This is a genomic window from uncultured Senegalimassilia sp., assembly GCF_934636665.1.
Taxonomy (GTDB): domain Bacteria; phylum Actinomycetota; class Coriobacteriia; order Coriobacteriales; family Eggerthellaceae; genus Senegalimassilia.
The window spans coordinates 17,466-29,450 of record NZ_CAKUAT010000004.1 but is presented as its reverse complement, the minus strand read 5'-3'; the positions used below and the strand labels follow the sequence as shown (position 1 = coordinate 29,450).

Here is an 11,985-nt window from a genome sequence, read left to right as displayed (position 1 = left end):
CACACGTCAAACAGAACACGAAAAGGTGAATGCATGAATGCCGAACAACAAGCCCCGGAATCAGGGTGCCTGAAAGTTTCCTCAAAATCTTCTCCCGCGTCAGTGGCAGGCGCCATTGCCGGCATGGTGAAAGACGGCGTTGGCGTTGAGATCCAAGCCGTCGGCGCCGGCGCAGTGAATCAAGCCGTGAAGGCAATCGCCATCTCTCGAGGATTCTTATCGCCGATCGGCATCGAAGTCGCCTGCATCCCTTCGTTCGCCGACATCGTGATCGACGGCGAGTACCGTACGGCTATTCGCTTCGCCATAGACCCTCGGTATACGCACGGCACGCCAATCGCCGATGCCGCGCTGAGCGAGTAATCTCGCCTCAAATTGCTATTTCATTCTCGATTCGATCGGAACCATACCTTTATGCACACCCCATTCATGAATATGACCTTTTGCGTCCGTACCTTCGGATGCCAAATGAACAAGCATGACTCCGAACGTATTGCGGGCATGCTCGAAGGCCTCGGCGGTCTTATGGTCGACACCGTTGAGGAAGCCGATATCCTGATTTACATGACGTGCTGCGTGCGCGAAGCGGCGGACACGCGTTTGTACGGTCAGGTTGCATCGCTGAAGAACATTCCCGTGAGAAGCGGGTCCCCGCTGAGCAAGAGAATCGTCGCGGTAGGCGGATGTATCGGCCAGCGCGACGGCGATGAGCTGACGAAGAAGCTCCCTCATCTCGATGTGGTCTTCGGCACGCATAACCTTGCGTCGCTGCCGCATTTGCTTCAAGCTGCCATTGAAGAAGGCGGCCATCAGGTTGAGGTGCTCGACGCCTCGTCTTCGTTCCCGACCGAACTTCCGACAAGCCGTGAGCATTCGTGGGCTGCGTGGCTGCCCATCACCATCGGATGCAACAACTTCTGTACGTATTGCATCGTTCCTTATGTGCGCGGTCGTGAAAAATCGCGCCCCATCGAAGACATTGTTGCTGAAGCGGAGCGTTATGTGGCTGCTGGCGTGAAGGAGATCACGCTACTCGGCCAAAACGTCAACTCCTACGGCCGCGACCTGTATGGCAGCCCCCGTTTCGCTCAAATCCTCAAAGCTCTTGACGAGACGGGCGTTGAACGCTTGCGCTTTGCCACCAGCCATCCTAAAGATCTGTCCGATGAGGTTATCGCGCAGTTCGGCACGCTCCGCTCGCTTATGCCTGCACTACATCTTCCCGCCCAGTCCGGTTCGGATCGTATTTTGCAGCTGATGAATCGTCGCTATACATCTGCGCATTACCGGCAGTTGGTCGGCAAATTACGCGATGCCTGCCCGGATATCGCGTTGTCCACCGATATCATCGTTGGATTCCCGGGCGAAACCGAAAAAGACTTCATGGACACGGCACGTCTGGTTGATGAGATCGGATACCATCAGGTGTTCACATTCATTTACTCCAAGCGAGAGGGAACTCCTGCCGCAAGCATGGAAGACAACACTCCTCATGAGGTGATTCAGAAGCGTTTCGATCGCCTAGTCGATATCGTTCAGGCGCATGCTTTCGAGAAAAACCAACTTGACCTGGGAACAACCATCCCGGTTTTGGTTGAGGGCTCATCGAAGCGTGACGAATTGCTTATTGCGGGAAAAAGCCCGAAGAACCAAACGGTTCATGCTCCGGTTCCTTCCGGAAAAACCCCCGAACAATTAGCCGGAAGCATCGTCAACGTTCGAGTCAATGAAGCAAAAACCTGGTATTTGGCCGGCGATATCGTTGAATAACGCTTCTAAGGCTGCTGCAACCGTGAATGCGGCAGCAGCAGCCCTCGCGCAGCCTGTGGTCTGCGTGGTAGGTCCTACGGCTTCGGGGAAAACCGATGTCGCGCAGCTCATCGCAATGCGGTTGGATGGGGAAGTGGTAAGCGCCGACTCCATGCAGGTATACCGCGGCATGGATATCGGAACGGGCAAACTTCCTGCTAGCGAACGGCTGGTGCCCCATTATGGCTTCGATCTGGTCGATCCCGGCGAGCCGTTCTCCGCAGCATTGTTTCAATCATATGCGCGCCAGTGTTTCGTAGACATAGATTCCAAAGGCAAGCGCAGTATTTTAGCGGGCGGTACCGGCTTTTACGTACGCGCAGCCATCGATGCCTATGAGTTCCCCGATGGCGAGCAAATCGATAATCCGGTGCGCAATCGCTGGAATACGTTTGCCGCAGAACATGGACCTGAACGGTTGTGGGAGGAACTGCACCAGCGAGATCCGGAAAGCGCGCAGTTGATACCCCCCGCAGATGTCAAACGAGTGGTGCGCGCCTTCGAGCTGCTCGAAACGGGAGATAGCTACGCGATTCAAAAACAGCGGCTCCAAACCTTGCCGCAATGGGTCCCTGCAATCTTTGTCGGATTAGCGGTAGACCCCGATGTTTTACGCGCACGTATTCGAGCACGTGTTGACTCCATGATAGCCAATGGGCTTGTCCAGGAAGTGGAAGCTTTGCTTGCATCTGGCTTCCGTGATGGAATCACCGCGCCACAGGCTATCGGGTATAAAGAGATTGTTGCTGCGCTGGATGGCCGGACCAGTATGGAGGAAGCAATCGAATCCATTAAAGCGTCCACATGCCGATATGCTAAACGTCAGCGCACATGGTTTAAAAAAGACCCCAGGATTCATTGGCTTTGCGCAGATTCAGGGGATACCGCTGCGCTCGCTAACGAAGCCTTATCTTTGATTGATACACTGTAACCCATATATAACCTTCTTAAAGGAGCGTGCGTAAAACCTCATGGAATTGGATTTTGTTAAGCTTCACGGTCTTGGCAATGACTTCGTTTTCATCGATGATTTTTCACGAGATATCGAGCTGACGCAGGAACAGGTCGCTCTGCTTTGCGATCGTCATTTCGGCATCGGTGCGGATGGCGTGATTATGGTTCGCCCCTCGAAACGCTCCGAGTGTGCAGCATATATGCACTATATCAACGCAGATGGCACGTTAGCTCAAATGTGCGGCAACGGCGTTCGCTGCTTTGCAAAATACCTTGTCGACCGTGGGTTCGTGCTTGCAAGCGACGGGTGCTTTGTGGCCGACACGCTGGCAGGGCCGAAGCCGATCAGCTTTGAAGTTGATAAGCACGACAAGCTGACCTTCGCAACCGTCGATATGGGTCATCCCGTGCTCGAGCCGCAAGATGTACCGGTCAACTTGGCCGCAAACGCTCATACCGAAGACGGCTTGGGCTTCGTAAAAGACTGCGCGATCGAATCTCCTTGGGGGCCGTTTGCCTTCACTTGCGTTTCTATGGGAAATCCGCATGCTATCTGCTTCATCGATGATTTCAGCGCGCTGCCTGATGAGCTGTTCGTGAACCCGAGCGATAAATGCCTCGCAACGCTTGATCTGAATCGAATCGGCGCTTATTACGAAAGCCATTCGGCGTTCCCTGAGAAAACCAACGTCGAAATTGCTCACGTTGGCGAAGATGCCATTGAGATGCGCGTGTTCGAGCGCGGTTGCGGCGAGACCCTTGCCTGCGGTACCGGCGCATGCGCCACTAACGTTGCTGCAGCGTTGACCGGCCGCGCTTCTCGAGAGAACAATGTGGTACTGCGCGGCGGTACCCTGCATATCAAGTGGGATGCCGATGATCATGTGATGATGACCGGCTCTGCCACGGAGGCCTTCCAGGGCACCGTTGAGCTGTAGCCGTTCATGATCGGATAGCTTATGCTACTATCGACAAGCGCAGGAGTGAACCTGCGCTTGTTTTTTGTTTTGGGCAACCATATCAAGCACAAGCCCTAATCCATTCCAATGCACGAATCAGCTTGAACCCACCGGAGAGGATTGCCGATGTCGGAATATCAATCGGTCTTAGTCAAGGGCGCGAAAACGACAGTTGAAGAGAAGCGGGAAAAAGCCGTGCTTGTCGGCGTTGAACGGCCCGGCATGCGTTGGAACGTCAAGTCTTCTTTAGCGGAACTTGAGCGATTAGCGGATACCGCGGGAGCGGATACCGTTGCCATCACAATCCAAAAGCTTGATTCCCCTAATCCAAGGACTTTTGTGGGCAGCGGCAAGGTGGAGGAGATATCGCGACTGTGCAGATCAACCGGTGCGGATCTAATCATTTTCGATGATGAGTTAACGCCATCGCAGCAATCAAACCTGGAAAAATCGGTTGATCGCGACTTGAAAGTGATCGATCGCACTGCCTTGATTCTGGACATTTTCGCGCTTCATGCAACAACCAAAGAGGGACGTTTGCAGGTTCGCCTTGCTCAGAACCAATATCTGCTTCCTCGGCTTCGAGGCATGTGGTCGCATTTGGCTTCTAACCGCATGGGTGGTGGCGTTGGCAGCCGTTTCGGCGAAGGTGAAAGCCAGCTTGAGGTTGACCGCCGATTGGTTCGCAAGCGTATCACCACCATCAAGCGCGAACTTGCACATTTGGCGGAAGTTCGCGCCGTCCAGCGAGAGAGCAGGTATGAAAGCGGGATGTTTAAGGTCTCGCTTGCAGGGTATACCAATGCGGGTAAGTCAAGTTTGCTTAACAGGCTTACCAATGCCGATGTGCTTGCGTACGACAAATTATTTGCGACGCTCGATTCAACTACAAGGAAATACGAACTACCTGAAGGTCGCGAAATCACATTAACCGATACGGTCGGCTTCATCCAGAAGCTTCCTACCACTTTGGTTGAAGCTTTCAAATCAACGCTGGATGAGATTACCGGCTCAGACTTGATATTACATGTGGTCGATGCATCTTCGGATGAGTTTGAAGAACAGATAGTTGCAGTTGAAGAGGTTTTAGAGCAGATCAATGCCCAAACCCTACCTAGGTTGCTGGTTTTCAACAAGTGCGATCTGTTGACGATCGAGCAACAGGAGGCATTGGCCAATCGCTATGATGCGCTGCTGGTATCAGCGGAAACAGGCGAGGGAATAGATCAACTTGTCGACAGGATCGCTCATGTCGCATCCGCACAAGACACGCACCTTGACGTAATTGTTCCGTATCAACGCGGCGATTTGGTCTCGAAGGCACACGAACGTTGCCGAATCCTGACTGAAGAGCATATCGAGACCGGGACCCATCTGACTATGCTGGTGCCAAAAGCTTATGTGGATGAGTTCAAAGCATTGTGCAGTGAGAATAACAACAAGCAAACCGCCTGAAGCTTTGCAATCAGCATTGAACAAATTCCACAATAGGCGATTCGCACGAACGACTTAAATAATCAGGAGCCTTAATGAATGCATATTGCATTAAGGCTCCTGTTCAGTGGTACTAGGATCATTCCTTTTATAGGCGGCGAAACACGGCAACAACCTTGCCGGCAATGGAGCAATCAGTGGTGATAATGGGATCCATGGAGGAGTTTTCAGGCTGCAGCCGAATGTGATCTTGCTCTTTATAGAAACGCTTAACCGTAGCGCCGTCATCGATGATGGCAACAACAATGTCTCCATTGTTCGCAACCGGCTGCTCTTTGACCACAACGTAATCACCGTCGTTGATGCCTGCCTCGATCATGCTTTCCCCATGCACGGATAGCATGAAAGAGGGCGCGTCGCCAACGATCTCAATAGGCAGCGACATAGTGTTGGTGATGTTCTGCTCGGCAAGGATAGGGACCCCTGCAGCAACATCCCCAACCAACGGAACGGAGACGATATCGTCAAACTGAGCCTGAACGATGTTCGTGGCATCTTCGGTATGGTCGAGCGGGTAGGTAAGCGCAATGGACCGAGATTTCAGCGCGTCACGCTTGATGAGGCCTTTCTCTTCAAGCGCCTTCAAATGAACGTGCACAGTAGAAGGGGAGGAGAGCCCCAAAGCCTGACACACCTCGCGAACAGTGGGACCGAAGCCCTTTTCGCGGATGCATTGCTCGATGACGTCGAGCACCGCCTGCTGGCGCTTTGTGATCTTATCGGTCATGGGCTGTCCTTTCAGGGTGTGCTATAACGAACATCCGTTTGTTTTTGTGTTGACATGAACCTTTGTTCGCTCTATTATATATGCGAACAAAGGTTCTACGCAAGAGCAAAGGGGAGGAAATATGCATCAACGTGATTCTCGTTCGGCCATCCGCGGCACGGCAGCGCTCAAGATCGACACACGCGTTTCATCTGCGCATATCATTCAATTTCCCGGATCTGTCCACAGCTCCCAACAGGTCAACAGCGGCACTTGCCGTCATTATGCCGCCAAGTCTCGACACGAAGATGCGTACATCACGCAACGCAACAACTCCCGTCTGCCATATCAAGCAAAACCGCGCGCTACTCCAGCTCAAACTGCTGGCGCCATCACTCTGTTCGCATTGCTTACCATTATCGCTGGGATTCTATGACCCTTTGCTTAGCATCGCTTCTACTGAGGGCAATATCTTGTGTCACGATTTGATGCACTCTTTCATAACTAGGTATATACCGCTATATCTTGTATGTTAGGCTACATACTATCGAGCGAAGGAGTGCGATTGTATGAAATGCCCGGCATGCGGAAACGTAGAATCCAAAGTAGTCGATTCCCGTCCTTCTGATGATGGTAGCAGCATCCGCCGCAGACGCGAGTGCCTCCAATGCGGTCGAAGATTCACCACATATGAGCGCTTAGGCGACAATCCGCTTATCATCATTAAGTCCGACGGTTCGTCTGAGGCTTACGACAGGCAGAAACTCATGAGGGGTCTCCTCATTGCATGCGCCAAGCGACCGATAGCTCCTGAGCAATTAGGTGCATTGATCGACAGCATAGAAGCAGAGCTTCGCAATGCATCTAAAAGCGAGATCGGCTCAAAAGAACTCGGCGACATGGCTTTAGTGCGATTGGCAAAGCTTGACGATGTAGCTTACGTACGATTCGCAAGCGTATACAAAGACTTTCAGAATGTGGAAGAATTTGCCGCGGCTCTTGAGGGGTTGAAGTAGTTTATGGACAACGTACGCGTCCCTATAAAAATCCTTTCAAGCAATGCTCAAGTTCCGAACATGGCATACAACGGTGATGCCGGAGTAGATTTGCGGTCCGTAGAACATATTGTGCTGAAACCGCAAGAACGCGCCATGGTGGCCACAGGGCTGGCAATTGCGCTACCTGAAGGGTATGCGGGTTTTGTATTGCCCCGTAGCGGCCTAGCTGCAAAGCACGGCATTTCCATTGTCAATGCGCCCGGTCTTATTGATAGCAATTATCGCGGCGAGCTGAAGGTTGTTTTGGTGAACACCGACCCTGAAGAGTCTTTCAGCATAGAAATCGGTGATCGAATCGCACAACTGATCGTAATGCCGGTTCCTACGATCAGTTTCGAGCAAGTCGAGGAATTGCTGGATTCGCAACGAGGAGAATCGGGTTTCGGCAGCAGCGGAATCCGTAATTAGGAGAAAACGTGGCCGATCAGCAAAACAACCGTCCGAGTCCATACCTTGATGACAATCACCAGCCCTATGGAAATTCGGAAATGCAGCCTAATCCCAACAACGGAAACAATCAGTTCAAGCCGAATGCGTTAGACGAACGTGCGTTAAGGTCGGCTCGTTCCAAAACGATGTTTGCGTATATCGCGGGTCCGCTGTCTCTGTTTGTGGGCGGAATGCTACTAGGAACCATCGGCACAATCTGTGCATTCCTGGCTTATCGCAAATTGCATTCACTTGCGCAAAAGACCAATGAGACCGCAGCTGTAGCCGGTGGCATGATGAAATCCGCGCGCACCGCTTTGATTATCTGCTTGGTTGCTGTAATGCTCAATGCCGTGTCTTTTGCAATTATGTTTCCGGTAATCGAGCAGATGCTTCAAAACGGAGACTTTGCAAGTGTTGCCGGCAATATGAGCGCAGGAACCGCTGCAGGAACCTCAACGTGGGGATAATGCTCGTTTTCCGAACTCGTACTGAACTTGTTTCGTACCGCGTAAATGACTAGGATGCCATTCTTGTTAACCACGAGAACAAGTGCCTATTACAATGTTGCAATTCAAGTTCAGTCTTTGCCCAGGTGCTCTCATGAGGATATGTTTTGCTTAGGTCGATATCCTTACATTGCTGAAATACAATTATTGCAAGCGATTGATAATATATGTTATGTAAACTAGCAAATTGAAATTCGAAGGTGGTCGGTCCATGAACTCTAAAGCGCTGGATTTCAAGTCGATATCGATTCGTGTGGCCTGCGTGGCTGCAGTCATGATCGCTGCTGGATTTCTGTTGTTAGGATTAACAGGATGCGGCCCTTCGAACGAAGAACGCATCGAGCAAGCTATCTCTCAACCTCTGGAAGCTATCAAAGCAAAAGATGAAGCTACATTGAGTAGCTTACTTTCAGACGATGCCAAGCAGCAGATATCAGACACCGGCATAGACCCTATAGCGTACATCTCTGCTTACCTTGATGGGTTTGACTATGCGCTCGGCCCTATCGATATCAACAAGGACACGGCAACCGTCGATCTCACCATCACCTGTAAAACAACAGACAGCATCTTTGCCGCACTCGATCAGAAAGCAAAGGAAGATTTCGAATCCAGTGCAAGTGCGAACAACACTGAAGAACAGACGAAATCCGAGGTTGCCGAAAACACACTTGACCTTATCAATGCGGCAGCACCGGTGCAACATGACCCAATTACGATAACCTTGCATAAGGTTGACAAATCATGGATTGTTGACGACGACATCAACGGAGCATTGCTGAAGGCGCTGCAAGGCTAGCTAATTGTTTTGCAGCCTATCCTTCACAAACCTGTTCATAAAGATTGAACAGTTCGGGCAACGTGCGCTTAATGCTCACAGGCTTGAAGGTATTCGCATCAACAAGGCAATGAGTGCTTGTCCCGGTGCAGCAAGGTTTAGCTGTTTCCAAATCATCACCCTGCTTGAACACCTCATACGAATACGTGGTTTTAGTGCCCCGAGATTCGCTAACCCAAGTACGCACGATGGCTACCTCGCCGTATCGCAGCGGCTCTCCGTAGTGCACTTCAAATGAAACAACCGGAGATAAGTAGCCAGCTTGTTCGATACGCGCATACGGATACCCGAGTTCCTCTAGAAAACGCGTCCTTGCATCTTCGAAATACAGCAAATAGTTTGCATGATAAACAACCGCCATCTTGTCGGTTTCCGCATATCGAACGGGTATCGCCGTGCAAACTTTCATAGCAACCTCCAAGTACCTAGCAAAACGATTAGAATGAAGCCATGGACTCAATCGTAACGTATATTGAACGCGAGCAGCGAACGTTTATCGAATCACCCGTAAACCCGGTTGATTCGCTTGTATTTTCATCGCTATGCTATTTCAATTTCGATCAGCTTGTTCTAAAACCTGAGGTGTCTTCGGTTAGCTGTTCGTTAGACACGCACACCGCAACGCCTGTATTGCTGTCTGACATACTAGCCTTGTGCGAAGTCAATTCGCTTACCGAAGGAAGCTGGCTGAAGGACTCCGAAGAGTCTGTGCGCTTTATTCAGGCTATACGAGCTAGCAGACGCTATCGAGATGTCGCCGTTGCGTTGTTCGTCGACGAAATCTCCGATGCGGTTGATAAGCAATTCTCAGCCTCTACCTTCTTCTTCGAGTCCGAGCAAGGAATCATGGCGTACATTGCGTTCCGAGGAACCGACGGAACGCTGACGGGTTGGAAAGAGGATTTCAATCTTTCATATAAACCGGTTATCCCCTCCCAGCGCTCCGCGCTCGCTTATGTTTCCGGTGTTTCATCCGCCACAAAATGCCCGCTGATACTCGGTGGTCATTCAAAAGGCGGAAACCTGGCCCAATACGCGGCATTGTGCACCGACGAAGGCACCTATCACCGAATCATCGCCATATACGATCACGATGGGCCCTCGTTCCTTGAAGACCCCTCCCCTCGTCGAACTACGGCAGAGTACGACCGCAAACTCCATAAACTTGTTCCCGAGTCTTCTGCGTTCGGAATGATTTTGGAGCGTCGCGATGATTATCGCGTAGTTCAGTCGTCAGCTTCTGCCATATTTCAGCATCACCCATTCTCCTGGATGGTTGCCGGGGATGATTTTGTATATCAACAAGATTTGAATGCATCCGCGCAGTTCTTCGATGAAGCGTTGGATACCTGGTTGCGAAGCAAAACTCCTGCTGAGCGAGAGCGTTTTATTCAAACCATATATGATTTGATCATGCAAACCAACGCAACAAGCTGGGCAGATTTTCAAACCCGTTTGGGAGCGAACATGGCAACCGTGATGGGAGCCGGTTCAAAACTTGACGCCGACACCAAGCAATTCCTCATTTCAACATTGGGAAGTCTTGGAGCCACGTTGAAAAACCAAACTATAGCCCGCATCAAAGACGCAGGTAACGGTCTGCTGCAAAACGATTCTAGAAAGCGAAGCAATCAATAATGAGCCAACCACAGAACCTTGTTGACCATTTCTATAACCGATTCACCGCGAAGATGGCGCTCGACCTGGCCGCACCTCATACCTGGCCGGCATCGATAGTACCTGTCGCAATAGCCGTCACACTGACGATAGCGACAGGTTATCAGGTCTCCGCGACTTTAACTGTTGCGCTCCTTGGCATTTGCATCCTCATGCAAAGCTCGGTGAACACATTTAATGACTACTACGACTACGTAAAGGGCACCGATTCGTCGGACGACGACGTAGACCCCACCGATGCTGTGTTGATTTACAACAACGTGAATCCTACCTGCGCGCTGATGTTTGCCATCGGTTTACTGGTGTCGGCTTTTGCCCTGGGCGGTTACGTAATCTACCATGCAGGATTGATCCCCCTTGCAATCGGTGCCATCGGCGCGATTTTTGTTGTCCTCTATTCTGCTGGTAAAACGCCGATTTCGTACCTCCCTCTCGGAGAAGCGGTCAGCGGCATCGTCATGGGGGGCCTTATTCCTTTGGCATGCTACCAGGTTCTCACCGGATTGCTTACTCCCCTAGCCGTGCTTTGGGCAGTACCGGAAATCTTCGGCATCGGATTGATCATGTTCACCAACAACACGTGCGACATCGAGAAAGACACCATCGCCCATCGCCGTACGTTATCCGTGCTGCTGAATCGCGACAAGGCCCGAAAGCTATACCACGCGGTAATGTGGCTATGGCTGGTCGCTATCATCCTTATCGTCGAAATCTTCTTCACGCAAGGCCTGATCGTGCTCCCCTTCTTGCTGCTTTCGACCTATCCGCTTCTCAAGGCTTTACGGAACAATCCCTTGGCGCCCCAAAGCCGACAAGCGGCTATGTCGCAGATTTGCTCGGTGAATATCGCCTTAGGTGCTTGGTATGCCGCTGCAATTCTGGCAAGCAATTCTGTTATCGTATGCTAGAAAGCTTTTCGGTACTTTAAAGAGACGAGGTTTGCTCAATGGGATTGCTTCAAATCTTTTTCGCTGTGATTTTCGGAGCCGTTTCGCTGCTTGTGGCTTTTCAGCTGATGAACGGAAAATACCTTCAGTTGGTCTACAAGTATGACGAGAGTGCAAATCACCAAAAACAGCAACAAGAAGCCAAGGCGAAGGAAATCGCCAAGTTGGCAAGTGCCGTTACCTTCGCGTTTTTCGCGACCGATGCCAGCCTGCTTTTCTACGAGTTAGGGCGAACCATGGGCGTTTCCGATCTGGCCACGATTTTCTCCCTTGTTTGCGACGTGGCCATGGTGGCATTTCTGATTACCGTGGTTCGACTGTACGTGAAGCTTGTCGGTTCCAAAGACCCCAAAGCTAAGTTCAAAAGCAGCAATGTTCGTGTAACCGTTTTCGTTTTGGTGCAATGCGTGCTTCTCAGCCTGATGGCTGTAGTTTTTTAAAACGACAACGCAACACCCTTTAGGAATGTAAGACAGCGGTCTTTGTAAATCAAAGATCGCTGTCTTTGTATATAGAAGGCAAAACGCTTATCTATGCAACAGGTGAGGGAATGCGGGTAAATAGCTGGACCGAACCGGTCCAGCTATTTACCCGCATTCCCAAAC

At 51.1% G+C, this 11,985-nt stretch carries 15 protein-coding genes; 13 read left to right on the top strand and 2 right to left on the bottom strand.

The window, feature by feature from the left end; genetic code table 11:
• Window positions 1–33: 33 nt before the first annotated feature.
• The 5 genes from Q0G75_RS02195 (at window position 34) to hflX (ending at window position 5,177) form a co-directional block, all read left to right on the top strand.
• On the top strand, window positions 34–363 hold the full coding sequence (locus Q0G75_RS02195) for a stage V sporulation protein S (RefSeq protein WP_294414682.1): 330 nt from the start codon (window positions 34–36) through the stop codon (window positions 361–363).
• Window positions 364–414: 51 nt separating this feature from the next.
• On the top strand, window positions 415–1,770 hold the full coding sequence (gene miaB / locus Q0G75_RS02190; protein WP_294414681.1) for a tRNA (N6-isopentenyl adenosine(37)-C2)-methylthiotransferase MiaB: 1,356 nt from the start codon (window positions 415–417) through the stop codon (window positions 1,768–1,770).
• The gene (gene miaA / locus Q0G75_RS02185) at window positions 1,727–2,740 is read left to right on the top strand and encodes a tRNA (adenosine(37)-N6)-dimethylallyltransferase MiaA (protein WP_294414680.1); all 1,014 of its coding nucleotides are present in this window, start codon (window positions 1,727–1,729) and stop codon (window positions 2,738–2,740) included. The genes miaB and miaA overlap by 44 nt, the downstream gene beginning before the upstream one ends.
• Before the next feature lie 40 nt (window positions 2,741–2,780).
• Window positions 2,781–3,701 carry a diaminopimelate epimerase gene (gene dapF / locus Q0G75_RS02180; protein ID WP_294414679.1) on the top strand — a complete coding sequence of 307 codons (921 nt, stop codon included), beginning with the start codon at window positions 2,781–2,783 and terminating at the stop codon, window positions 3,699–3,701.
• Between the two features lie 147 nt (window positions 3,702–3,848).
• Window positions 3,849–5,177 carry a GTPase HflX gene (gene hflX, locus Q0G75_RS02175; protein WP_294414678.1) on the top strand — a complete coding sequence of 443 codons (1,329 nt, stop codon included), beginning with the start codon at window positions 3,849–3,851 and terminating at the stop codon, window positions 5,175–5,177.
• A 127-nt stretch (window positions 5,178–5,304) separates the two neighbouring features.
• On the opposite strand, the gene lexA is transcribed toward hflX, so the two are convergent.
• The gene (lexA, locus tag Q0G75_RS02170; RefSeq protein WP_294414677.1) at window positions 5,305–5,943 is read right to left on the bottom strand and encodes a transcriptional repressor LexA; all 639 of its coding nucleotides are present in this window, start codon (window positions 5,941–5,943) and stop codon (window positions 5,305–5,307) included.
• A gap of 121 nt (window positions 5,944–6,064) precedes the next feature.
• On the opposite strand from lexA, the gene Q0G75_RS02165 reads away from it, so the two are divergent.
• The 5 genes from Q0G75_RS02165 to Q0G75_RS02145 all read left to right on the top strand — a co-directional run bounded on the left by Q0G75_RS02165 (window position 6,065) and on the right by Q0G75_RS02145 (window position 8,717).
• Window positions 6,065–6,358: a hypothetical protein gene (locus Q0G75_RS02165; protein ID WP_294414676.1), complete on the top strand. Its 294-nt coding sequence runs from the start codon at window positions 6,065–6,067 to the stop codon at window positions 6,356–6,358.
• A 133-nt stretch (window positions 6,359–6,491) separates the two neighbouring features.
• Complete coding sequence (gene nrdR / locus Q0G75_RS02160; RefSeq protein ID WP_294414675.1) at window positions 6,492–6,938, top strand: transcriptional regulator NrdR; 447 nt, start codon at window positions 6,492–6,494, stop codon at window positions 6,936–6,938.
• A 3-nt stretch (window positions 6,939–6,941) separates the two neighbouring features.
• Window positions 6,942–7,388 carry a dUTP diphosphatase gene (dut, locus tag Q0G75_RS02155; RefSeq protein WP_294414674.1) on the top strand — a complete coding sequence of 149 codons (447 nt, stop codon included), beginning with the start codon at window positions 6,942–6,944 and terminating at the stop codon, window positions 7,386–7,388.
• A gap of 8 nt (window positions 7,389–7,396) precedes the next feature.
• Complete coding sequence (locus Q0G75_RS02150; protein ID WP_294414673.1) at window positions 7,397–7,879, top strand: hypothetical protein; 483 nt, start codon at window positions 7,397–7,399, stop codon at window positions 7,877–7,879.
• A gap of 250 nt (window positions 7,880–8,129) precedes the next feature.
• A complete protein-coding gene (locus tag Q0G75_RS02145; protein ID WP_294414672.1) occupies window positions 8,130–8,717 on the top strand; it encodes a hypothetical protein in 588 nt (195 codons plus the stop codon).
• A gap of 16 nt (window positions 8,718–8,733) precedes the next feature.
• Here Q0G75_RS02145 and Q0G75_RS02140 read toward each other — a convergent pair whose 3' ends face one another.
• Window positions 8,734–9,165 (bottom strand): thioesterase family protein, encoded by a 432-nt coding sequence (locus Q0G75_RS02140; RefSeq protein ID WP_294414671.1) that lies wholly within the window; start codon window positions 9,163–9,165, stop codon window positions 8,734–8,736.
• A gap of 41 nt (window positions 9,166–9,206) precedes the next feature.
• Between Q0G75_RS02140 and Q0G75_RS02135 the strand changes: the two genes are divergently transcribed.
• Genes Q0G75_RS02135 through Q0G75_RS02125 form a run of 3 tightly spaced genes read left to right on the top strand, consistent with a single transcriptional unit; the run spans window position 9,207 to window position 11,820 of the window.
• Window positions 9,207–10,394, top strand: coding sequence for an Mbeg1-like protein (locus Q0G75_RS02135; RefSeq protein WP_294414670.1), 1,188 nt, complete (start codon window positions 9,207–9,209; stop codon window positions 10,392–10,394).
• Window positions 10,394–11,341 carry a prenyltransferase gene (locus Q0G75_RS02130; protein WP_294414669.1) on the top strand — a complete coding sequence of 316 codons (948 nt, stop codon included), beginning with the start codon at window positions 10,394–10,396 and terminating at the stop codon, window positions 11,339–11,341. Before Q0G75_RS02135 ends, Q0G75_RS02130 begins: the two co-directional genes overlap by 1 nt.
• A gap of 38 nt (window positions 11,342–11,379) precedes the next feature.
• Entirely contained in the window at window positions 11,380–11,820 is a 441-nt protein-coding gene (locus tag Q0G75_RS02125; RefSeq protein ID WP_294414668.1) for a hypothetical protein, read from the top strand.
• Window positions 11,821–11,985: the final 165 nt, after the last annotated feature.